At 47.3% G+C, this 23,045-nt stretch carries 17 protein-coding genes and 1 pseudogene; 11 read left to right on the top strand and 7 right to left on the bottom strand.

The window, feature by feature from the left end; all coding sequences use genetic code 11:
- The coding region (lnt, locus tag ACUVJL_RS39925) for an apolipoprotein N-acyltransferase (RefSeq protein ID WP_445250884.1) at positions 1 to 1,321 on the top strand (1,321 nt) is incomplete at its 5' end.
- Between the two features lie 138 nt (positions 1,322 to 1,459).
- On the opposite strand, the gene ACUVJL_RS39920 is transcribed toward lnt, so the two are convergent.
- Positions 1,460 to 2,365, bottom strand: coding sequence for a bestrophin family protein (locus ACUVJL_RS39920; RefSeq protein ID WP_445250883.1), 906 nt, complete (start codon positions 2,363 to 2,365; stop codon positions 1,460 to 1,462).
- Between the two features lie 371 nt (positions 2,366 to 2,736).
- On the opposite strand from ACUVJL_RS39920, the gene ACUVJL_RS39915 reads away from it, so the two are divergent.
- Positions 2,737 to 4,851 (top strand): single-stranded-DNA-specific exonuclease RecJ, encoded by a 2,115-nt coding sequence (locus ACUVJL_RS39915; protein ID WP_445250882.1) that lies wholly within the window; start codon positions 2,737 to 2,739, stop codon positions 4,849 to 4,851.
- A gap of 122 nt (positions 4,852 to 4,973) precedes the next feature.
- Here ACUVJL_RS39915 and psb30 read toward each other — a convergent pair whose 3' ends face one another.
- The gene (gene psb30, locus ACUVJL_RS39910; RefSeq protein WP_445250881.1) at positions 4,974 to 5,114 is read right to left on the bottom strand and encodes a photosystem II reaction center protein Ycf12/Psb30; all 141 of its coding nucleotides are present in this window, start codon (positions 5,112 to 5,114) and stop codon (positions 4,974 to 4,976) included.
- Between the two features lie 914 nt (positions 5,115 to 6,028).
- Here psb30 and ACUVJL_RS39905 point away from each other — a divergent pair.
- From ACUVJL_RS39905 to ACUVJL_RS39890, 4 genes are all read left to right on the top strand, one after another.
- Positions 6,029 to 6,403: a YkgJ family cysteine cluster protein gene (locus ACUVJL_RS39905; protein WP_445250880.1), complete on the top strand. Its 375-nt coding sequence runs from the start codon at positions 6,029 to 6,031 to the stop codon at positions 6,401 to 6,403.
- 67 nt (positions 6,404 to 6,470) lie between these two features.
- Complete coding sequence (locus ACUVJL_RS39900) at positions 6,471 to 7,676, top strand: RNA-guided endonuclease InsQ/TnpB family protein (protein WP_445250879.1); 1,206 nt, start codon at positions 6,471 to 6,473, stop codon at positions 7,674 to 7,676.
- Between the two features lie 224 nt (positions 7,677 to 7,900).
- Complete coding sequence (locus ACUVJL_RS39895; protein ID WP_445250878.1) at positions 7,901 to 8,224, top strand: hypothetical protein; 324 nt, start codon at positions 7,901 to 7,903, stop codon at positions 8,222 to 8,224.
- Between the two features lie 232 nt (positions 8,225 to 8,456).
- Positions 8,457 to 8,744 (top strand): YggT family protein, encoded by a 288-nt coding sequence (locus ACUVJL_RS39890; RefSeq protein ID WP_445250877.1) that lies wholly within the window; start codon positions 8,457 to 8,459, stop codon positions 8,742 to 8,744.
- Between the two features lie 259 nt (positions 8,745 to 9,003).
- Here the strand turns inward: ACUVJL_RS39890 and ACUVJL_RS39885 are convergent, their stop codons facing one another.
- The 4 genes from ACUVJL_RS39885 to ACUVJL_RS39870 form a co-directional block, all read right to left on the bottom strand.
- The gene (locus ACUVJL_RS39885) at positions 9,004 to 9,435 is read right to left on the bottom strand and encodes a hypothetical protein (protein WP_445250876.1); all 432 of its coding nucleotides are present in this window, start codon (positions 9,433 to 9,435) and stop codon (positions 9,004 to 9,006) included.
- A gap of 107 nt (positions 9,436 to 9,542) precedes the next feature.
- Positions 9,543 to 10,520: a shikimate dehydrogenase gene (locus ACUVJL_RS39880; RefSeq protein WP_445250875.1), complete on the bottom strand. Its 978-nt coding sequence runs from the start codon at positions 10,518 to 10,520 to the stop codon at positions 9,543 to 9,545.
- Between the two features lie 240 nt (positions 10,521 to 10,760).
- Positions 10,761 to 12,125 (bottom strand): P-loop NTPase fold protein, encoded by a 1,365-nt coding sequence (locus ACUVJL_RS39875; RefSeq protein ID WP_445250874.1) that lies wholly within the window; start codon positions 12,123 to 12,125, stop codon positions 10,761 to 10,763.
- 595 nt (positions 12,126 to 12,720) lie between these two features.
- Positions 12,721 to 13,401 (bottom strand): type 1 glutamine amidotransferase domain-containing protein, encoded by a 681-nt coding sequence (locus ACUVJL_RS39870; protein WP_445250873.1) that lies wholly within the window; start codon positions 13,399 to 13,401, stop codon positions 12,721 to 12,723.
- A gap of 108 nt (positions 13,402 to 13,509) precedes the next feature.
- Between ACUVJL_RS39870 and ACUVJL_RS39865 the strand changes: the two genes are divergently transcribed.
- From ACUVJL_RS39865 to ACUVJL_RS39850, 4 genes and pseudogenes are all read left to right on the top strand, one after another.
- On the top strand, positions 13,510 to 13,878 hold the full coding sequence (locus ACUVJL_RS39865; RefSeq protein ID WP_445250872.1) for a LysR family transcriptional regulator: 369 nt from the start codon (positions 13,510 to 13,512) through the stop codon (positions 13,876 to 13,878).
- Positions 13,788 to 14,381, top strand: a pseudogene (locus tag ACUVJL_RS39860) (substrate-binding domain-containing protein). The gene ACUVJL_RS39865 and the pseudogene ACUVJL_RS39860 overlap by 91 nt, the downstream one beginning before the upstream one ends.
- A 630-nt stretch (positions 14,382 to 15,011) precedes the next feature.
- Positions 15,012 to 16,346, top strand: a complete 1,335-nt coding sequence (locus tag ACUVJL_RS39855; protein WP_445250871.1) for an alkaline phosphatase PhoX — start codon at positions 15,012 to 15,014, stop codon at positions 16,344 to 16,346.
- 159 nt (positions 16,347 to 16,505) lie between these two features.
- Positions 16,506 to 16,958 carry a DUF732 domain-containing protein gene (locus tag ACUVJL_RS39850; RefSeq protein ID WP_445250870.1) on the top strand — a complete coding sequence of 151 codons (453 nt, stop codon included), beginning with the start codon at positions 16,506 to 16,508 and terminating at the stop codon, positions 16,956 to 16,958.
- 834 nt (positions 16,959 to 17,792) lie between these two features.
- On the opposite strand, the gene ACUVJL_RS39845 is transcribed toward ACUVJL_RS39850, so the two are convergent.
- Positions 17,793 to 20,576, bottom strand: a complete 2,784-nt coding sequence (locus ACUVJL_RS39845) for a phycobilisome rod-core linker polypeptide (protein ID WP_445250869.1) — start codon at positions 20,574 to 20,576, stop codon at positions 17,793 to 17,795.
- 858 nt (positions 20,577 to 21,434) lie between these two features.
- On the opposite strand from ACUVJL_RS39845, the gene ACUVJL_RS39840 reads away from it, so the two are divergent.
- The gene (locus tag ACUVJL_RS39840) at positions 21,435 to 22,706 is read left to right on the top strand and encodes a class I SAM-dependent methyltransferase (protein WP_445250868.1); all 1,272 of its coding nucleotides are present in this window, start codon (positions 21,435 to 21,437) and stop codon (positions 22,704 to 22,706) included.
- The last annotated feature ends 339 nt before the right edge of the window (positions 22,707 to 23,045 follow it).

Raw genomic sequence — 23,045 nt, 5'->3', positions numbered from 1 at the left:
CCAAAAAATTAGTGGCACAGGCATCTTGCCTGTGATTTTCCAAAAAATTAGTGGCACAGGCATCTTGCCTGTGATTTTCCAAAAAATTAGTGGCACAGGCATCTTGCCTGTGATTTTCCAAAAAATTAGTGGCACAGGCATCTTGCCTGTGATTCGCGTTTTAATTGGCACAGCTTTGTGGTGCGCCTTAGAAAGTATTTGGAGTACAGGTTCGCTGTGGTGGACATCTCTATCATATACGCAAAGCCCGCACAATTTAGCAATATTGCACCTCGGTCAACTCTCCGGTCCCAGCGCAGTAACAGCCGCTATTGTAGCAGTAAATGGCTTAATCGCCGAAGCTTGGCTCAAAGGAAGAAATCAGAAAGAAGAAGCCAGAAGCAAGAATTTGATTCCTTATATTTTGCCTGCGAGTTTGTGTTTAGTTTTGCATATTGCAGGATGGAGCTTATACAACCGCCCTTTGAATCAAGAAGCTGCAACCGCTTTAAAAATTGGCATTATTCAAGGCAACATTCCTAACGAGATTAAGTTTGATTCAGGGGGCTGGGGGCGCGCTTTGGAAGGTTACACAACTGGATACAAACAGTTAGCAGACAGAAAAGTCGATGCGGTGTTAATTCCAGAGACAGCTTTGCCTTTTATCTGGACAAACGAGTATCAACGTTCTACTCTTTCTTTTTACCAAGCTATTCTCGAACGCGGCGTTGTGGCTTGGGTGGGAGGATTCGGACAGCAAGAGAATAGTATCACTAACAGCTTATTGGCGATCGATCGCACTGGAGAAATTATCGGCCGCTACGATAAACTAAAGCTAGTGCCTTTAGGCGAATATATCCCTTTTTACGAAATTTTAGGTGGGATTATTAATCGGCTTTCTCCCTTAGATGCTCATTTAGTACCCGGCAATTCTCAACAATTGTTTGATACGCCGTTTGGCCGCGCCATTGTCGGAATTTGTTACGATTCCGCGTTTGCGGAAAACTTCCGATATCAGGCGGCGAATGGAGGCGAATTTATGCTCACAGCTTCCAACAATGCCCATTACAAACCGCCCATGCTGGCTCAACATCACGCTTTAGATGTGATGCGGGCAATTGAGACGGATAGATGGGCAGTTATCGCAACAAATACGGGTTACTCTGCTTTTGTAAATCCTCGCGGCGAGACGGTTTGGAAGTCTGGAATTAATACCTATGAAGTCCGAGATGCTACTATTTATCGGCGACAAACTCGGACTTTGTACGTGCGGTGGGGAGATTGGCTGACGCCTGTATTGTTAGTATTGGCTGGGTTAATGCGGTTTATTGTTAAAAATTAACCAGTAGGTTATACCATTTTAGATTTTCGATCCCAATCTAAAATCTAAAATCTAAAATCTAAAATGGTCGGACTTTGTACGTTTAGATTTTCGATACCAATCGAAAATCTAAAATCGAAAATCGAAAATTGAATGACTCTACTTATCTTTCACGCGCTCGTGAATGCTAGGAGATAAAGAAATTAAATCGCCGATATTGCGCTCCATGGTAGCACAAATGCTGTCCAAAGGCAAATCATTCGTATCGTGCTGGAAAGGATTTTCTATTTCAATGCCGATTTCTTCGATGCCGAACAAAGTAAAACTAATTAAAGCTACAACTGGGCCGGTTCCCCAAGCCAAATCCTTCACCATTTGAAAGGGCAATGCCAAACAGTAAAGCAACAATAATTGTTTCAGGTGAATCGCGTAAGCCAAAGGGATAGGCGTCTTCAAAATCCGCTCGCAGCCGCCTAATACATCAATCATAGAGTTGATCAACTCCTTCATACCAGTTAACTGATAGACATCGAGGCAATTGCGCTCGTACTGCTCGTGCAAGTAATCCTCAATCCAAAAGGCAATTTCTAGCGGCGGATTGTTCATTGATTTGAGCTTTTGGTACTGCGCTGGGGACATTAACGGCTCCAATTCTGGATTTACTGCTTCTTGTCGCAAGTGCAGTTTCATCGCCACTGCAAAGGCAGGTAACAGGCGCAGGGCTGACTTTTTGAGTTGGATATCCTGCGGGTCTTTTTCCTCAATTGCTACCCAGATTTGGCGCGCCAAATTGCGGACGTTGTTGATTAAAGTACCCCAAGCTTTTCGACCTTCCCAAAATCTGTCGTAGGCTGTATTTGTCCGAAAAACTAACAGTAAACCCAGGACAATACTCGGTACAATACTCGACAAAGTGGGCAAGGAAACCGGCAACTTAAAAAAGTGCAGCAGGGAAATAAAAACTCCAAAGCCACCGCACAGCAAAACGCGGGGCAAAATTGACGGAATCACAGACACCCGAACCTGTAATGCACTTTTAAACCAAGGCGGTCGATCGGCACTCATGCAAGTCTCCTCATTAAATTAGTAGTCTGCGCCCTAGGGCGGGCAGCGCCAATGCCTGCTACACTTAGTTCTTCGGCTCCCACCAGTCTATTTGAGATTCGAGATTTTAGATTGACTCCACACATAAATCTGGGGCGTTTGAACTTTGGTCTAAAATTTTTTGGTTTCCACGACTGCTGTCGGGGGCTTGTATCCCTATTTGGGTGCGGTGAGAGCTTCCGAAAAAAGCTTTCCTACAAACAACCTTTGGATTTCACCCAAAAAACTCATCTTTACGCTCAATCTAAAACCTAAAATCTAAAATCTACAATTGATTGACTGAGGCACTTAATTCGGTAAGATTAATCATGTATCTTTAAACCTCAGCTTCCGTGCAAGAGCGACCGACATCTGTGCCCCCGCATTTTCACCGATTGCCAAACCAACGGTGGCAAATTTATTCGCCTCAACCACAGCAAGCCGAACAGTTTGCCGCTGAAATCGGTTTGTCGCCCTTGCTGGCACAGGTACTGATTAACCGGGGCATCGATTCTGTTAAAGAAGTCCAAGGGTTTATCGAACCGGAATCTCTGGTTTTGCCCGCGCCAAAGGATGAGTTTCCCGATTTGGCTGCGAGTGTCAAACTGTTGCGGGAGGCGATTTCGGGAGGGCGAAAAATTGCGATTTGCGGCGACTACGATGCTGACGGGATGACGAGCACGGCTTTGTTGCTGCGAGCTCTCAGGGCTCTGGGCGCGAATGTGGATTATGCTATTCCGAGCCGGATGCGAGAAGGTTATGGGATTAACGATCGCATTGTAGAAGAATTTCACTCGGAAGGTGTCGCTCTCATTCTCACGGTTGACAACGGAATTGCAGCCTGCGGCCCGGTTGCCAGAGCGCGAGAACTCGGTGTCAAAGTTATTATTACAGACCACCACGATTTGCCGCCAAAACTGCCGCCTGCTGATGCTATTCTCAACCCAAAATTAATTGCAGAATCTTCGCCTTATCGCGGTTTGGCTGGCGTAGGCGTTGCTTATGTTTTGGCGATTACTTTGGCAATTGATATGCAGAAAGTGGGTGGGTTGGTGAATCCGCTGCTGGAGTTATTTACTTTAGGAACTATTGCGGATTTAGCGCCTTTGACTGGAGTTAACCGCCGCTGGGTGAAGCGGGGTTTGCGGCTGTTGCCTCACTCGCAATTGGCGGGTGTTCAGGCTTTGATTCAGGTGGCAGGAGTCCAGCCGGAAAGTGCGGAAAGTTCCTCAATTCTTAACTCGCAAAATAAAACAAAGAATTCCTTAAAGCCTGAAGATATTGGTTTTAGGCTCGGACCCAGGATTAATGCTGTGGGGCGGCTGGCTGACCCTCAAATTGTGATAGAGTTGCTGACGACGGACGATCGCGAATTGGCTCTCAAAAACGCGATGCAGTGCGAACAAATCAATCAGCGCAGGCAGGAGTTATGCCAGGAAATTGAGCAGGAAGCCATCGCTTGGTGCGAGAAAAGTGAGCTCGACTTGCAGCAAGAACGAGTTTTAGTTGTCGTGCAGCCCGGTTGGCACCACGGGGTGATCGGGATTGTAGCTTCTCGGTTGGTGGAACGCTACGGCGTACCCGTTTTTATTGGTACTTTTGAGGATGAGGCTGTAGGGGCGGTGCCCCCGTGCCCGCCCGCTAAACCCCCGTGCCCGCCCGCTAAAATTGTACGGGGTTCGGCGAGGGGAATTCCTGAGTTTAATGTATTTGACGGGCTGAATTTTTGCGCGGATTTATTAACTAAATTTGGCGGACACAAAGCGGCTGGCGGTTTTTCTATGCCGGCCCAGAATCTCGAACAATTCCGCAATCAACTGTCAATTTTTGCCAATCAATGTTTGCAGCCGGAACACCTAAAACCCCTGGTTTCAGTAGATGTGCGAGCGGATTTGGCTGAGATTAATCTCGACCTTTACCGACAAATTGATGCTCTGGAACCTTGCGGGATTGAAAATAAGGCTCCTGTATTTTGGACGCCTAATGTTTGCATAACTGAACAGAAAATTGTGGGTAAAGGAGGTCACGTTAAACTAACTGCAACTCAAGATGGAAAAGTATCGGCTAGTGTGAAGGCGATTGCTTGGCGTTGGGGGGAATATTTTCCTTTGCCTAGGCGGGTTGATATTGCTTACCGATTGCGGGAAAATAGTTTTAATGGCAAGACATCGGTGGAGTTAGAATTGTTGGGTGTCCGGCTGCCTGCAGGTGCTGCTAGTTCCAGGCCGCCGATTTTTAGAAAAGTTGAGTTTGATTACTGCGATCGCACTTATTCTTGCAGTCTGTCTCCCGCCGGATCGAGCGAGGAATTGAGAATTCGCAACTCTCAAGGGCAAGTTCTGGCTGTTGCACCCGGACAAAGTATCGGTTTGTTAGGCAACTCCCGCAAAGATGCTAGAGAAGTCGATGTATCTCTACCTTTTTTTGAGAATTTGATTCAAACTGCTAAACACGCCCTGGGTATTTGATAACTCGGTATTTGATAACAAAGCTCGTGCAAAGCGAGAAAATTGGCGATCGAGCGTTGTGAATTTTGCATAATTTAAAACTCAAAACTCCCAACTCTCGATCGCCCCGGAGCGTGCTATAATTACAGGTCGCCGCCTTTAGCTGCCAGCAGAAAAATCACGATCGGGCCCGAAAGCACAACTGCTGCGAGTAAAGCTACCTGAACAATGAGTTGGTAGTCTGCACCAGCCATACCACTGAAAAGATCCGTTATAAAGTCCATGTGTCCTCCTGACTGTAGTGATTAAGTCTAGATTGTTGAATTAGAAAATCCGCTTCTGATTTTACCGGGCTATCGTCCCTATTTTTTAAGGAACTTTACAAAATTCAACAAAATTTGACACTCCCGGGCCTAAAGGCGTGAGGATTCTTGGTTCACTGACACACCTTAAAACTATCTATCCTTGCGGCAATACTTAAACCAAATATCCGTTCGATTGAACCAAATATTGAGCCTAATTTAGTTAGTCCCAGAGGGTTTTATCTCCCCAAGCGTTCGAGAATCACTTCTCACGTTTCCGTATGCCCTACGGTACGATCGTTTAAATTCCAAGAATTTACTTTTCTGGTTTTAGCTTACGTTAGTTAGCTTAGCTATGTTTTTCGTGGTGTTCGCCACCCACTAGCTATTATTATTTCCCGACCTGTCGTTTGAGCTTGGTGTCTCATGTGTATCGGCGGTTACTCTACCTGTGGCATACTACGATATTATACATCCAAATGGGATAACGTACCCTGAAAACTGAGAGAATAAATGTTAGGACAACCAAACAATTGAAAGAGAAGATCACCAAAATAGCTGATGAAAAGGGAGTTCCTGTGTCTGAGTCGATCGACGACTATATTAAGGGGCTTCCATCATCAAGCGGGATTAATTAAAGCCGGCCACTGAAGAAGGGGCTTTTACCCAAATTTCCGGTAAACTACCAGCAACCTCCCAGTCACAGGAAGGGACTTGATGCCCCTTCCTTTGAAAGTGCCCCTAATCTAAAATCTCAAATCGCACCGCTCCTTCGGACTCTGGGCCTCCGGCGCCGGCAATTGATATACTTGAAGAGCCCCAATCTCCTAAAGTTGGGCATTTTCCACATTATGCTGCGAATCTAAAATCTCAAATCTAAAATCTCAAATCAAACTATGGCTACTTGGCGTTGCGTAAAGCAGTGCGGTGCTTGTTGTTACCTCGACCCAACAGAGCGCCCTGATTTAGACGAGTATTTATCCACAGAGGAACTAGCGCTCTACTTGAGCTTAGTCGGAGAGGACGGTTGGTGTATAAATTTTGACAGTTCGACGCGAGAATGCGGAATTTATGCCGATCGACCGCGCTTTTGTCGGGTAGACTCAGAAGTGTTTCAGGATATGTACGGCATTGAGCCGGCCCAATTGAACGATTTCGCGATCGAGTGCTGCTTGGAACACATTGAAGATCTTTATGGCGATCGATCTTTGGAAATGATCCGCTTTAACTCTGAAGTCGGAATCCTCGCCTTACCGAAAAATTGGGTCTAAAGCCCCGTCCTTCTAGGACGGCTTTCTCTAAAGATGTTATAGTTACGCGAGTAATGTTAGCGTAAATATGCTGGTATTTGAGGCAAAACTTGAGGGGACGAAGGAGCAGTATGAGCGGATTGATGAAGCCATTCGTACTGCTCGATTCGTTCGGAATAGTTGCATCAGATACTGGATGGACAACAAAGGCATCGGGAAGTATGAGTTGAGTGCTTATTGCGCTGTTCTCGCTCAAGAATTCCCGTTCGCTGGAAAACTTAACTCCCAAGCCAGACAAGCTTCTGCCGAACGAGCTTGGTCTGCTATCACTCGGTTCTACGACAACTGCAAAAAAGTCAAGCCAGGGAAGAAGGGTTTCCCACGATTCAAGCGCTTGCGAACCCACGGTTCTGTTGAGTACAAAACAACGGGATGGAAGCTGTCTGAGGATAGGAGAGCTATCACGTTCAGCGACGGGTTTGAGGCTGGAAGTTTTAAACTGTGGGGAACCCGTGACTTGCATTTCTACCAGTTGAAGCAGATTAAGCGAGTTCGAGTTGTTCGTAGAGCCGACGGGTACTACGTCCAGTTTTGTCTTGACGTTGAACGGATCCAGAAGAGAGAACCCACAGGTAAAACCATTGGTCTTGATGTTGGATTGACTCACTTCTACACCGATTCCAACGGTCAAACTGTGGATAATCCCCGCCATTTGAGAAAGTCCGAAAAATCCCTTAAGCGACTGCAACGTAGACTTTCTCATACCGAGAAAGGCTCTAAGAACAGAGCCAAAGCGAGAAATCGCTTGAGCCGGAAGCACCTCAAGGTAAGTAGGCAGCGTAAAGACTTTGCCGTGAAGTTGGCAAGGTGCGTAGTCCAGTCTAACGACTTGGTTGCCTACGAGGACTTGATGGTGCGGAATATGGTAAAAAACAGCAAGCTTTCCAAGTCTATTTCTGATGCAGCATGGTCTAACTTCCGCAGTTGGTTGGAGTATTTCGGCAAGGTGTTCGGTGTGGTGACAGTAGCTGTTCCACCTCACTACACCAGCGCCAACTGCTCTAACTGTAGGGAAGTTGTCAAGAAGTCGTTGAGTCAACGCACTCATAGATGTCCTCATTGTGGGCATGTGCAGGATAGAGACTGGAATGCAGCTATCAACATACTTGAACTAGGACTCCGTACCGTGGGGCACACGGGAACGTTAAACGTCTCTGGAGATATCGACCTCTGCATTGGTCAGGAAACTCCTCAATGTAAGTCGAGTCGCGGAAAGAGAAAGCCCAGAAAGTGATTTCTGGAATCACCGCCCTTGAAGGGCGGTGAGGATGTCAACTGACAACTAACCGACTTGATGCGCCTTTGGGCTTTTGTCCCTCCGGGTCATTTTCCCGATCACCATCTCAATTTTTTAATCAAAAGTCTAAAATCTAAAATCGCACGATCGTCTGTCGGTTTCTCCAGTCAATAGTGTCAAAATAAACAAATCAAAGAAATATCGCGCAGTTGAGTTGAGCCATGAGCAATCGAGAGGGTTTTACAGGGGGATTTATTGCCGGAGCTGCCGTTGGCGGCTTGGTGGGTGCAGTTTTGGGCACGGTACTGTCGCGGCGCGCTGCTGAAGCTTTGCTGAGTGAACCTTCAGAAGCAAAGACAAGAAAGATCCGCCAGAGGAAAGCCACTCAAATCGAGGCCGACAGCATGGAAGTAGCAAGGCTGAGTTTAGAAGATAAAATTGCTCAGCTAAATCAGGCAATAGATGACGTGCGGCTGCAACTCGGCGACGTAAACGGCAACGCGCCGGCGCCGGGCGGCTCGGGTTCGATCGCCCAAGACTCCTGAATCCATTTAAAATTTTAGATTAGTCTGGCAGATCCATGCGGGCGATCGGTTCACTGTCGCACATTTCTCTCTTCATCTTTCCAGCTAAAAGGGGGAGACAGAAGGAACAAGGAACAACAAAAACGCTCCTGGTCTCCCCATCGGACCCTCTCCCTCCTCTCTCACTCCCCCAGCTATGCTAAACTCAAAGTTAAAGTGTCTGTAAACTTTACTCAAACTACAAGCAAAATTTATGAGTTCTTCAATAGGCCTTTTGGCAACCACGCTGTCCACATTTCTGCAAATCTATGTAGCCCTGATGATTATTCGGGTGCTGTTAAGCTGGTTCCCTAACATCAATTGGTATGACCCCCCGTTTTCGATTTTGAGTCAGTTAACAGACCCTTACCTCAATCTATTCCGATCGATTATCCCCCCCTTAGGAGGGATTGACTTTTCGCCGCTGATTGCATTTTTTGTACTTCAGTACGGCTCGCAATTATTGATCAGTCTTTTGACCAGCTTGCAAACATCATTGTAGTTGGAAAAGCTTAAGTTTTTAAGCATCTAGCCTAAATTGTTTTGCCGACCTAGCTGCCGGCAACTAAATTTTAGATTTGACATTTTGAGATGAACTCCCCGGTTGAAAAGCTGGGGAGTTACTCATAAATTAGAAATGAGAAATTGCCAGCCACTCAACAATTTCAAATCTCAAATCTCAAATCTAAAACTGCATCGAGGTTTCACGGGCAGCCAACCCAAAATCTCAAATCAGCAATCTAAAATCTCAAATAGTTTCGTTAGCGGCGAACCACGCCAGTAAAACCTGTAGCTTTAAATTGCTTGAGCTTCAAAGGTGTTCGTTGATTGGCGGCAACCGAAATTCTGAGCTGAAAATCGCTAACTCCGGGAGGAACTTCTTCGATAGAACCCAAGCGAGTCCGGTTTTGCATCACCGGATTGTCGTCCGCATCATAAATGCGGCCGAAAATATCGGCATTGACAACTGGTTTGCCAGTGCTATTTTCAGCTTTCCCAGTAATCAAAAAGCAGTTAGCTTCCATAGAACTGCCGCTGGTGACTGTTCCTTCTCCCATTTCTGCCGGACATTCGCGATAAGAAAGGTCGGAAAGTTTAATCGGCGTCAGAGCCCAAGCAGGTGGAGTGAATACCAAACTAAAAATTCCGATCAGGCAAGTAGCAAAAAAAAGGCTGATAGCTCGAAATTTCATAAATGGCAGCGCAAGTATATTTTAATTCTCAGCTTAGCGCGAATAGGACCTCAAATTCCTACTTATAGGAATTCTGAAAACTACAGCTACTTTTTCCAGAAATGGCATTAGTCTAAACCTAAATGCTGCAGCAACGCTTGGCGCATCACATCCACTGGGACGGATTCTCTATCCAGCCAAATTTTTAAGGCGGCTGCTCCTTGTTGAACTAGCATGGGGAGTCCGTCAATAGCTCGCGCTCCCCGAAGCTGCGCATCTTTGAGAAACTGGGTAGGATTCGGGTTGTAAATTAAATCGTAGACGATCGCACCTGCTGAAATTCGATCGATCGCACCCTGCACAACCGGCGACTTTTCCCCCTGCGGATACATCCCCACAGGCGTCGTGTTCACCAGCAAATCTGCCTGCGAGATTAACATTGACAAATTATCCCAAGTATGGACCTGCAAATTCTGCACGGGCATCGGAGAATTGACCCAACTCTGCTGAAATTCCCCTAAATTTTGTTCGCTGCGGCCGACAACGTGAATCTCTGCACATCCCAATTGAGCGCATCCAGCCACAACAGCTCTCGCCGCCCCGCCATTCCCCAAAATTACTGCTACTTTCTGACTCCAATCGGAACCCCCCCTAGCCCCCCCTTGGTAAGGGGGGGGACAGGATTCAACAGCCGTATTGCCCGTTTCTAAGCCAGAGGTCGCGTCTTTAGCCCCCCCTTGGTAAGGGGGGGTTGGGGGGGTTTGCAGCGGCGCGAGAAAGCCTTCAACGTCAGTATTTGTGCCACACCAACCTTTGTCAGTCAGGTATACGGTATTGACTGCGCCGATCGATCGGGCGATCGGGGAAACAGACGACAGCAGCGGTAAGATGGCTTGTTTGTGGGGAATCGTGATGCTAAATCCCCGAACGCCGATCGCCGCAAATCCTGCAAGAGCAGCTTTTAAATCCCCTGGTTTTACCGGAAACGGCAGGTAAACAAAATCGACTCCCAAGTGGGCAATAGCAGCATTGTGCATCGCCGGTGACAGAGAATGTTCGACGGGATGACCAATTACTCCCAACAGTTTAGTAGTGCCTTTAATCATTTTTGTTAGTTGACTGTTGACGGTTGACTGTTAACGGTTGACTGTCGATCGGGCAATGCTGTTGACAGTTGACTGTTGACTGTTGACTGTTGACTTTTGTTAGTTTTCATAGCACATCCTGCTACAATAACGCCCTTATTCTTTAGTCCGCTAGAAGTGAACTTCGTTTGACCCAAGAGCGATTTCAACCATCAACTGTCAACTCTCAACCGTCAACCGTCAACTGTCAACTCTCAACCGTCAACTCTCAACTGTTTCCCGAAACTCTTTGGCGTCAGCCAAAATCGGATTGACATCAAACCAGTAATCCTCGCCGTAACGGTATTCAAACACCCAGAGACTGCGCAGCAAGATTTGGTATTTAGTTTCCCCACTCACAGTTTTGGTAGCGGATACTTGGCGCAGCAATTGCCATTCATCGGGTTCGATCGCCAAAGTAAGCTGGTGGCGGCGCTGGACGATCACATTTTCCAAAGTTTCCCGCGACAGAGGAGGGTCTTGTTTCTGCAGACAGCTATACAGCAGTTGCAGCAAATTGCGGACATGACCGCCGCTGACTCGACACAGGCGATCGAGAGTTTCCGCAGAGTCGAAAACTTGGCCAACCAAAGCATAGCGCTGCTTCAGGTTCACCGTCGGAAAAGCCCGCGCCAGAACCATCTGCTGCAGCAATTCCACACCCTCAGAGCACTCAGAACCGTCGCTCAACTGCACCGGCACCATCGGCAAAACCTTCGGATCTACCCCAAATCGATTGGTCAACTGGCCCAAATCGTTAGAGAAAATCAGCACCAAGGGAATTGTATACACGACATGGCAATTTAGTCTTGCCAACTGTTCGCCGCGATCGACAAACAGGTATTCCGGCTGCAGCCGCCCCGTCGGTTTTGCGCACAGGTGTATGCGATCGAGATTGTCGATAATTACTACAAGTCCTTGTTTCCCTTGGCGTTTGAGTTCTTGATTAGCCGGCTCCAGCAACTCCTTATTCAGTGCATCTAAAATTACGTTAGTTCGCGGCTCCAAATATTGCCTCAACTCCGATCGCAAATTCGGAGCATCTTTCGCCTTAGCAGTAATTTTGCCAATTCCCAGCGCCAGAGAAAATTCTCCCTCCGTGCTGGCATTTATTTCCCCCAAACCAGGGACATTAGCTTCAGCGCTCAAGTCTATTTGAGTTTGAAAAACATCAGCAACCCCTTTGAGCAAAGCTTTAAAACCCGTCGGTTGCAGCTTGATTTTCATTTTCTCGATGCTTTCGCTCACCTGACGAGCAACGCTCAACAAAATGTCAGTGATATCTACATCTGCCATGTCTAAGTCTTTACTCGACTCAAAATAAACAACATGAAATCCTTGTTGCTGCAATTGAGCTTGCAGCCGGAGCAATTCTGTTGATTTACCAGAGCCGATGTGACCGGTGAATAGTTGACAGGTAGGTGCATCGGGGGACAGACGGCTGATGGTGCGCTCCAATTGTTCTACGATTGTGCCGCCCCGCACTGATGAGAAATCGATATAGTATTGTCTGTCTTCTTGATTTGCTACTGCCAGGGTGTAGCTGGGATTGCAGGCTCTATAAAATTTCTGTAAATTTAGTTCCATACCCTGTTCCATTTTTCACAACATTATGCCCTAATAGCTTATTCATTTTGCTAGGGTAATAATCAGCACAATTTCCCAACTTATTCTGATGTTTTATAGGGTTCTCAATATCTTGATTCCTCCCTAAACCAGCACTCTCCAATTATACGTAATTTTTGCGTACTGGGAATGAATTAAATTCACTGATACCCATAAATAAGTAATTTATTTTCGTACAGCAAGCGCGACTTCATTGACATCACAGACGAAAACTTAGCCGTAATGTTCTCGGATCAAAGTGGCTATTAGAGTACGGTTAACCGAACAAAAAAAACAGGTAGTAATTACGGATCTCGAAACCAGGTTTTTTTAATAATACCTTCGCCATTTTCACAGTAGGTTGGGCCCTTATGAAGCGAAACCAACAACAGATTTTACATTGGCAATTTGAGATTTTAAATTAGAGCAAAAATCTCAAATTGAAAATTGAAAATTGAAAATTGATGGAGTTGGGTACGACTGCCTCAAGCCAACTTACTTTCTTAGAGCATTTTGACTTAGGCGCGAAGGTGTTGTTTAAGAAACCGGGTTTCTCGGTGTGATATTTTTTGAGGATCTACTTATTTTTGATCAATTCTACCATTTTGTGACCGACACCCGCTGCAGAAGCGGGGTTTTGGCCTGTGACGAGCCTCTCGCTGACGACAACATGAGCCTGAAAATTAGGAACTTTCGTAAAATTAGCGCCGCGTTCAATTAATTTCGACTCCAGCAAAAACGGCACTATTTCAGTCAGTCCCACAACGGCTTCCTCTTCATTAGTAAAAGCAGCCACACTCTTATTTGCAATCATGTACTCACCATCCGACAACTTAAGATTAACTAACGCCGCCGGCCCGTGACAGACAGCACCGACAATGCCACCTGCTTCGTAAATAGCAGCAGCAATCGCAGCAAGTTTCTGGTTATCCGCAAAATCCCACATTGTACCGTGTCCCCCAGCGTAGAAAATAGCGCCATATTCTGCAGGGTCAATTTGTGCAGGATTGAGAGTATTTTCCACTCGCGCCACCTGTTGCAAATCCTCTAAAAAAGCCTGATTTAGCGGGTCTTCTAAATCAACCCCAACCATTGGAGCTTTACCGCCCTTGGGGCTGACAAAATCTACCGTTAATCCTGCCTGAGTAAATGCGTCCAATGGATGCGTCACCTCTGGGAGATAAAAACCCGTTTCTTTACCAGAGTCGCCCAGTGTATCGTGGCTGGTTAAAACAATCAGAACTTTTTGGCTAGTCATCGTCTATTCCTCTTACTATCAGGTATGGTTGTGCCTGGTGTTCCGATCATAGGTCGAATTTATCTAAAATACAAATTATAAAATTTTAGAGCTGCTATAAATCTATTTATGATTAACTTTGAATGGTATCGCAGCTTGATCGAGGTTTACCGCGTGGGAACCGTATCGGGGGCCGCCCAAGTTCTCCACCTCACGCCACCGGCGGTTAGCCAACACGTCGCAGCAAGAGAGTCAGCTTTGGGAAATCCCTTGTTTCCAAGGACTCCGAGGCGGATGGTTCCCACGGAAGCGGGACAAAGACTTTATACTCAAATTGCCGGTGCGATGAGAAACTCGAATCAATTCGGCACAAAAACTCAACCCCCGAAACTCCACAAACCCTCAGAATCGGTACGCCCCAAGAATTTTTTACCGATCGACTTCTGGGTCAATTACCACAGGACGATCGCACTTTTTACACTGTACAATTTGGGTTAACAGCAGAGTTAATCCAACAACTCAAAGCCGGAAAGCTAGACATTGTAATTGCTACTCAAAAAATTACCTTATCTGATATCGAATATGAATTGCTATTCGAGGATAATTTCTGGCTAGTCGGGCCGCCAAATGCGATGTTCCGATTTCTGAAGGAATCAGTCAAGCAGATTTAAACCCACTGTCTCAATGGCTGTTAACTCAACCTTGGGTTGCTTACAGTGAATAATTGCCTCTCCCCCCGCTTTTGGCGCGTGGTGTTTGGCCGAATAATCGACGTTCAACCCAAACTAATTATTCCCGATTTAAGAGCAATTAGACAAGCCGTTGAATCGGGATTTGGCTTTAGCGTTCTTCCCGACTACTTGTGTGCAGCTTGGGTGAAAGAAAATCGCTTGACACTTGTCCTAAAACCTGCAGAGGCTGTTACCAATCGCATCTGGCTGGCTTTCTGGAAATATGAAAGACAGTTGCGAAAAATCAAACGGATGTTAAAATTTTACTAATTTCAATAATTTTCTCAACGCGAGGCTAAGCGTCAAAATCCCTATTCCCAGGCACTGCTTGCCAACGAAAATTAGGACTTTATAGCGGTTCTCATTAGCATGACGTACAGGCTCAGAATGCCAAAAAGAAGAAGCTCCTCGTTTGGAGTGTACTTCATCCAATTGCCAACTGCTATCTCAATGTGCCAGTTTTGTAGAAATCCTCGAAGTCAGCCGAGTTGTGGGCATAGAATTTGAAACGGCTATTATCCAGGTAGATGTTGAAAAAATATAAGCTGTTAAATAAATTGTAGGAACTTGCGACAGTAAAAAATGAATAAACCCACTAAAGCATCATAAATATTAGTGAATCATCTAAAGTTTTACAGTGAATAGACATACATTTTATTTTATAAAAACGTCTTGATAGAAAGCTGATTAAGGTGCTGTCTACCCTACAATTCCCTACTCAACAAAAACGTCACCGGGCTGAACAGACAGAGCAACGAACAGCCAGGTTGGCCGCGCAATTACTAGCCGCTGGGATTGACTTTGAACAGCTATGAAACCACCTTAATAAGAAGTTAAACCAACCTTATCTTGGTCTTGATGCAGGTTTAGTATGCTTTGTTTAATTCACCGGAAAAACTGATGCAACTATCACGACGAAAGTTTTTTACCTTGGCAGGAGCGAGCGCTGCTGGCAGTTTGATGATGTCTCCTCTACAAGCGCTTTATGCCAAAAAGGCGAATGGTGAATCAGTATTTGGAGGAGGGTATGGGCCCCTCGTACCCGATCCAAATGGATTGTTAGATTTACCCCGTAGGTTTAAGTATGAGGCTTTTTCACGAACTGGCGAGCTCATGAGCGACGGTTCCCTTGTGCCCGGTGGTCACGATGGCATGGCGGCTTTCCCAGGTCCCGGAAACACGGTGATTCTGGTTCGCAATCACGAACTGAGTCCGAATTCTACAACAGAAGTTGTGGGTCCCAATCCTTACGATCCTCTTTGCAAAGGGGGGACAACCACACTCCAGGTTAGACCCAATCGTCAGCTCGTCAACCACTACGCTTCGCTTAGTGGCACCTATCGAAATTGTGCGGGCGGTCCGACTCCCTGGGGTTCTTGGATTACTTGCGAGGAGAATACCTCGACTCTGGAGACTAATACACCTGGCAATGCGACAAATGTCTCGGAATCTCACGGCTACAACTTTGAAGTTCCCGCTAGGGCAAAGGCTCCTGTGAATCCCGTACCTTTAGTTGCGATGGGACGGTTTAACCATGAAGCAGTGGCGATCGACCCTAGAACGGGAATTGTTTACGAGACTGAAGACCGAGGAGATAGCCTCTTCTATCGCTTTATCCCATCTCAACGGAACAATTTAAGCAAAGGGGGTACTCTGCAAGCGCTGGCAATTAAGAATATGCCTCAGGCAAAGACTTTTGCAGACTTTCCCAAGCGCCAACCAATGTCGGTGGAATGGGTGACAATTGACAATCCTGACCCTGCTACTGATACGGTACGGGTCGAAGGTTTCGATAAGGGTGCTGCCCAGTTTGCTCGTGGGGAAGGCCTCTGGTACGGTCATGGTGAAGTTTACTTTTGTTGTACGAACGGTGGCTCTGTTGATGCCAATGGCAGACCGAACGGATTTGGTCAGGTTTGGCGGTATTTTCCCGATCGAGATAAGATCGAACTTTTTGTTGAGGCTCAATCGGCTGACGAACTCGATGGCCCTGACAACATTGTTGTGGCACCTCATGGTGATCTGATCGTTTGCGAAGATGGCGCTGATGAGCAGTTCTTGGTGGGCGTAACTCCCAACGGGGAACTGTATCGTCTGGCAAAAAATGCTATCAACGATAGCGAGTTTGCGGGAGCCTGTTTCTCGCCGGATGGTCAAACTATGTTCGTTAATATCCAGACCCCAGGCATCACGTTTGCCATTTGGGGTCCTTGGAATTCTCAACGAAGAGCATAACATTACTGCCTTATAGTGCGAGCATTTTATTTGCCTGTAAAACGCTCTTATGTTCGCACTATGCAGAATATGGTGAATCACGCCGGATTGTCGCAACATCCGGTGTGGGTTCTCTATAAGCCTATGAAAGTTTAACGGTTTGTGGGAGTTTGAAGAGTCGTGCAATACGTCAGACAGTCGAAACGAGTGTTTTATTCTTTGGTAATGATGTCGATCGCCTTTGGCGTTGATTTATCTCAATCTAGGGATTCAGTCGCTCAAATACCCGTTGATTATGTTTGCTATATACAGACGAGTGATGGTCGAACGATCGATTTAGGTAAGCTTTGTGGAAGTAGTGGGAGCGGCCGCCCGATCGCTTTAGGGCCAAATGACCAGGACTTTCTTAATAGTTACCAACGATCGTTGAGCAAACGGCTCAATTCATCCTCATCCGATGCCGTGTCTCGCGTTCAGCGAAATCCCCAAGCCGTTATCCAACGTGCGCGCGAGATATGTAATGCGCTCAGTGCGGGAATGTCGATCGACTTGCTGCAACCTCAAGGCAATGCTGAAGTTGATGCGCTTAACGCTCTGGCTCCTAAATATTACTGCCCTGAGTTTAACGACTGAGCAAGGAAGTCTCAGTGGAGCGATCGCCTCTGCCATTACTGGCGATTCACAAGTAGGAGCGGCGGCTCGGATTGCCTCTGTGAGGTCAGTTGGCAGCTAACAGAGCAAGGAAGTAACTAGATTTTGAAGGGAAGAAAGGGTTGATTAACGGTAAAACTTTTTCTGACATTTGCTAACAATCACTTACATTTACAAGATGTCTTTAGGCCATCTAAAATGAATTTAGCCGAGCCGATGAACGGTGACAAACCTTCGTAGTAAGGAACCTCTATATAAATCAATACGGTTCAGTTAAAAATATTTATTCCTCGGAGAGTTCCCTAAATCCCCCTTAAGAACGGGGACGCAAGAGTAAGTTCTTGTCCCCCCCTTTTTTAGGGGGGCGCCAGGGTGATCGAGCTTAACTGAACCGTATTGCTATATAAATAAGTTGCCTCTACATTATCAAAGCAAATAATCAAATTGGTTAAATGCGGTCACGTCAAAACCAACCTGAACGCTGAGCGTCCAAGTGCTTGTAGAGATTTGTACGGGCAGCAGGTTGATACGCATTCGTTGAGAGCTCATCTCAACTTATAGCGGTTGGCAATTGGATGCAGTACAGCCCAAACGAGGAGCTTCTTCTTTTCGGCATTCTGAGCCTGTACCTCATCCTAAAGAGAATTGGTATAATATCCTCTTCCTCAGCATTCATCAGCCGTTAAAAATTAAAAATTAATCAAGACAGCACAACAACAAATCGGTCATAAAAAAGGGCTAGCAATTACACCAGCCCTTCAACTAATTGGAGATGTTAAATTAACACTAATCTAACATCTCAAACCTCAAATCAATCTAGCTTCTGTCAGTAGCAGCTACTGGCTCAAAGCTTGGAACCACCAACTCACCATTCTGCTTGGTGAGTAGATTGTACAGCCTTTCGGTATTCGGGAAATTCGCAGCAGGCAGAGTCGGGAAGCGACGGTAAGGAACAGTATCCTCGCCAAACGCCTCGGCATATTCAACGCTGTTCAACATCGCGTTGATAAAGCCCTTAATCCCTTTACTGGCCAAGATTTGGTTGTAGGTCCGAATCTCCGCTTGATTGCGGGGAGCGCGGCCTAAGAAGTGCTTCGTTCCCAACTCAATCACCTTAGTATTGGGATAAGGTGCGTAGAACTGTTTAACGTACAGCGACGAGCAGCCCAAAGCCTCAATGAACTCCTTGAGATTGATTTCATTGTTGCCCAGTTTGCTTTCCAGCGCCGTGAATTCATTCTTCACAACATATGGGTTGATGTCGCGCTCAAAAATTTGACGGTAAGCAGCTTGAATTAAAGTTTTCAAAGCTACTTTGTCCGAAGTATTCGTCAGCTTGAACACCTTAGTTTGTTCGCGTCGCTTACTGACACCTTGAGCGAGGCGATTTTGCAACTCGACATCGCCCCGGTTGCCTGCTGCACCCAGTTCAATAAACCGAGGAGTTTCTGGCGTCTGAGCTTGGACATTTTGCTCAGCGACGGAACCCGATCGCATCGTCCGCATCGACAAACCACCGGGAGTCACATAGCGCTCGTAGGGTACTGTATCTTCCCCGAAAGCTTCGTTGTACTCCAGACTGTCGATGATTTGATCGACCAGCGCGTAGAAACCCTTCTTGGCGCAAATGTCAAAGTAAGCGTTCATTTCCTGGCGGCCATAGGTAGGGCGTCCCAGGAGTCGGCGGTGAATATACTCGATCGCCTTACAAACGTACAGCTTGCTCCAGTACATATTGCGGAACACGTCTGACTTCGCCAACATCCGAATAAACTCGCGCATCGGAATGTCGCCGTTTTCCAGCTTAATTTCCGCCACCTTTTGGCGCTGGCCATCGAACACATCGCGACCAAACACTTGCAGGTAAGCAGCCCGAATCACCGCTTGAGTCGAACTTTCGCTAAATTTGACACTGGAAGCACTACTGTAGCTGCTGCCGACAGAAGCACCGCGGCCAGTGGCTTTTTTGGGAGTAATGTAGGAACCCGGCAACTGGTCTAGTTTAAAGACCTTGGGACCCAGAGAGCCTGGAGCCTTACCGCGAGCCTCCGGGTTGCTCAATTGATTTTCAATCCCCGCACCTTGACGGATCAGGATACGGCGAGTGTCTTTGCCGAAGGGAGCTGGACGGTTCTTGGGGTTGCGAGTTTCTTTCGGGAAAATCGCGCCGAACTGAATTTCTAAGGGGTCATTGCCAACACCGTAAACGTGCTGGTCTGGTAGCGGCTGAGTGTAGCCCGCAAACAAGGTGATGAACTGAGGAACCTTGCGGAACGGAGCGCTGAAATTGAACAAATCAATTTGCGGGCCCCAGTTGCGACATTCCTGAGCTTCTTGGCCCAAACCGCGCAGGTAAGGCACTGTTTCTTCGCCGAAGTAGTCGGAATATTCCTGGGAATAAACCATCGCGTCTACGAGAGCTGCCAGACCGCCTTTAGTGACGATCGCAAAATACTTGCTAAATTCCTCCCGCGAGCTCAAACCGCGGCCTAGGAAGTGGCGGGCGGCCAATTCTACAGCACGGCTGTTGACAAACGGCTCGTAGAATTGCTGGCGGTACAGAGGAGATTTGCCAAGGCGACGAATAAACTCTTTCATCGAGATTTCGCCATTTTTGACCTTGGATTCCAAGTCAGAAATGCTTTGGCTGTATGCGCGGCTAATGTCGCGCTCAAAAACTTGGCGGTAAGCTGCTTTGATTACTTCTAGCTTTTCGGCCGATGACAGGCCGGTTTTCATGACGAATTTCGCCCGACGCTCGGATGCGTTGAAGTAGATTTGAGGCAGTTGTAGCCCTTGCTGGTCGTTGCTTTCGCGCTGCCGCACCTTGTCTGAAGGTGTGGGAGCTTTGAATTCGGTAATTGCTACGTCGAAATACTGTCCGACGATCGCCGCGGCCTCTGCATTGTTTTTGAAATAGCCCAAAGATGCCGCCTTCATTTCCTGCATTGCCACAATTGTGGCCGCCGAAGAGCAAGCATTTTCGATGATTTCCCGCAATCCGCGCACGTTCACCGAAATAATGTTCGGGTCGCCAGCGACAATTGCGTAGGTGATGTAGCGCAAAAACCAGCTCAAGTCGCGCAGAGATTTGGTCATGTTGCCCGGGCCGTAGCGCGAGACATTGATTGGCTGAAATCCTGCAGGGATTGGGCCGCTGTAGCCACCACCGTTGCCAGAAAACAGATTTCCCAGCCCCAAGAATCCGCCGCCGCCACCGCCGTTGCCGCCGCCTGCGCGACCTTCAACGTAGGTAACAGTTCCCAGTTTCATGCCTTCAGAGACATTCGCCGAACCGCCACGACTCGCTGCTGCTACAGCCATCACTGGTTCTTGCGGTCTTTCCAAGAATGCCAGCGGGGAACCGCCGGTAAAAATCCGGTTGGCTGCGCGGGATACTATCAGTTCCGAGTTTTGGGTCAGCGTCGCAGAGATATCGATCCGAAGAGCCCCTGAACTGAAATAAGTTGCCAGTTCGCTGAGTTCGCCCCGCTGTAGGAAGCGGTCTTGCTGTTCTGCTTGCGAAATTGTTGCGACCGGTACAGTTTGATATAGTTGCGGACGCGCAACCGAGCTTCCACCACTTGCCTTTACAGTCATTAGACTCTTTCCCTCCGTATCCAAATAGTTGCAGCATTTAACCAGACTAACCCTGCCTTCTCATGCAGTTGACGCTCACCGCCCGCTTCCGTGCGGTGATTCTTGGGCTGATTCTGCCATTAGTCCCCTCTGGTCTTACGAAGCATTCTTGAGTCTTACAACTCACTCCTCAAGCTTAAATTTCCGTGCGCCCCACGGTATTTGTTTGCCAGTCTTTCCCGAAGCCGTCCTAGAAGGACGGGGCTTTAAACCCAATTTCTCGGTAAAAGGTCAAAGTAGGTATTTTTGGTTTGTTTACTTTTTGCCTTTACCTGTCACGAGGTTCGGGCGCGCTTACTTTCTTAGATTAAAATGTTTTGGTTTCATCTTTCTTCCTGCCTGGAAATGTCCGGTCCGAAGGCAGGCACGGGGTACTCCCTCCGCTGCGCTCCGCCCGTACACCCGTGGAAAAAAAGACTCGGCAGGAGAGTTGCCTTTGGGCGATTGCAGCCAGTGCCGTGAATTAAGGGAAAAGAAAATCACAAATTTTCTTCTGCCTGTTTCTGGGCCTTTGACTTTCTGCGGAAAGACGCCTCCGCTTTACCCGAAAGGTCAGCGGTAGGTTATTGACAGTCCTCGTTTGTTAAAAAGCCTGCCGAGATTTATTGTATAGATTTAAGAGGGCGTATATGAGAAAAAATGATAAGTTTTATTACGCAGAAGCTGTCAATCGATTTTAGATTTTAGATTTTAGATTTTAGATTGAAGAATCGACCCCACCGATAAATCCGGGGGGCGCGGATCAAATTGCTGTCGGTCAGTGGTCAGCGGTCAGTTGTCAGTCCAATCCCGAATCCCCAAGCCCAACAAATGTCACCTATGGATACTACACCCGATATCAGTGCTGCCGTGCGGCGGCTTTACGATACTTTCCCTTTCCCGCCCGATCCTTTGTCAGATGAACCGCCGCCTGGGTACAACTGGCGCTGGAGTTGGCCTGATGCTTACAATTTTTGCACCGGCCAAAAGCCCCCAAAACTCGATATTCGGATTTTAGATGCTGGCTGCGGCACTGGTTCAAGCACCGATTATCTGATTCATCTCAATCCTGAAGCAACGGTTACGGCGATCGACCTGAGTGCGGGTGCTTTGAAGGTAGCACAAGAACGCTGTCGGCGATCCTCTTCGAGGGCAACGCTTACGGGGGCGCGCGAAGCTGATTTTCGCCACCTCAGCTTGTACGATGCCGCCGAGTTAGAGGGCGAGTTTGATTTGATCAACTGCGTGGGCGTGCTGCACCACTTACCCGATCCGATCCGGGGCATTCAAGCGCTGGCGGCGAAGTTGGCCCAGGGCGGTTTGATGCACGTTTTTGTGTATGCTGAGCTCGGACGCTGGGAAATTCAACTCATGCAAAGGGCGATCGCACTTCTCCAAGGCAACCAAAAAGGCGACTATCCCGATGGCGTCAAACTCGGCCGTCAAATCTTTGCTTCATTACCAGAAAACAACCGTCTTGTCAAGTACGAAAAGCAGCGTTGGGCAGGAGAAAATCAGCGGGACGAATGTTTTGCTGATATGTACGTTCACCCGCAGGAAATTGATTACAATATCGAGACTTTGTTCGAGTTAATCGACGCTTCGGGATTGGAATTTATCGGTTTTTCAAATCCGGGATATTGGCAGTTAGAACGACTTTTGGGTAAAGCGCCGGAATTGATAGAAAGAGCTCAGGGTTTGACGGAACGGCAGCTTTATCGATTAATTGAATTGTTGGATACGGAAATCAGTCATTACGAGTTTTTCTTGGGCAAAAAGCCTGTTAATAAAATTGATTGGTCAGACGATAAAGCACTTTTGGCGGCAATTCCCGAGTTGAGTGGTTGTATGCACGGTTGGCCTAGTAAACAAGTGTTTGATTGTAACTACCAATTGGTGAATTTGTCAAATGCTGAATTTGAGTTTTTGCAAGGTTGCGTACCCCCCCCAGCCCCCCCTCCTTACCAAGGGGGGGAGAAAGAGGGAACCTCGCCTGGGCTAGGTAAAGGAGAGAAGACTGTTGGGGAGATTTTGGCGGATGTGGAGATGGGATTGGATGGAGTGCGATCGATCTTGTCAAAACAGCTAATTTTGCTCACACCGAAATTATAGGGCTTTTTAATTATTTGAACGAACCGCGAAGACGCGAAGTGCGCGAAGGAAGAACTGCATCTCTTTCTTTCTCTTCCTTCGCGTCCGACGGCCTTGGCGGTTCATTTAATCTTACTCCCGGTAAAATCCCAAATGGATTGACACATGCCCCCCTCTGTGGCTACGCTTTGAAGTGAGAGGTTGTTTTGCTTGTAGAGGCAGTAGCGCGCGTCGCCCAAACATAAAGAGGGAACCTCGCCCTCGCCTGGGCTAGGTAAAGGAGAGAAGACTGTTGGGGAGATTTTGCCGGATGTGGAGATGGGATTGGATAGAGTGCGATCGATCTTATCAAAACCGCTA

Origin of the sequence: Microcoleus sp. OTE_8_concoct_300 (genome assembly GCF_031383065.1) — a bacterium.
GTDB lineage: Bacteria > Cyanobacteriota > Cyanobacteriia > Cyanobacteriales > Microcoleaceae > Microcoleus.
The sequence above is the reverse complement of the archived record's forward strand: the minus strand, read 5'-3'. Positions and strand labels throughout refer to the sequence as shown.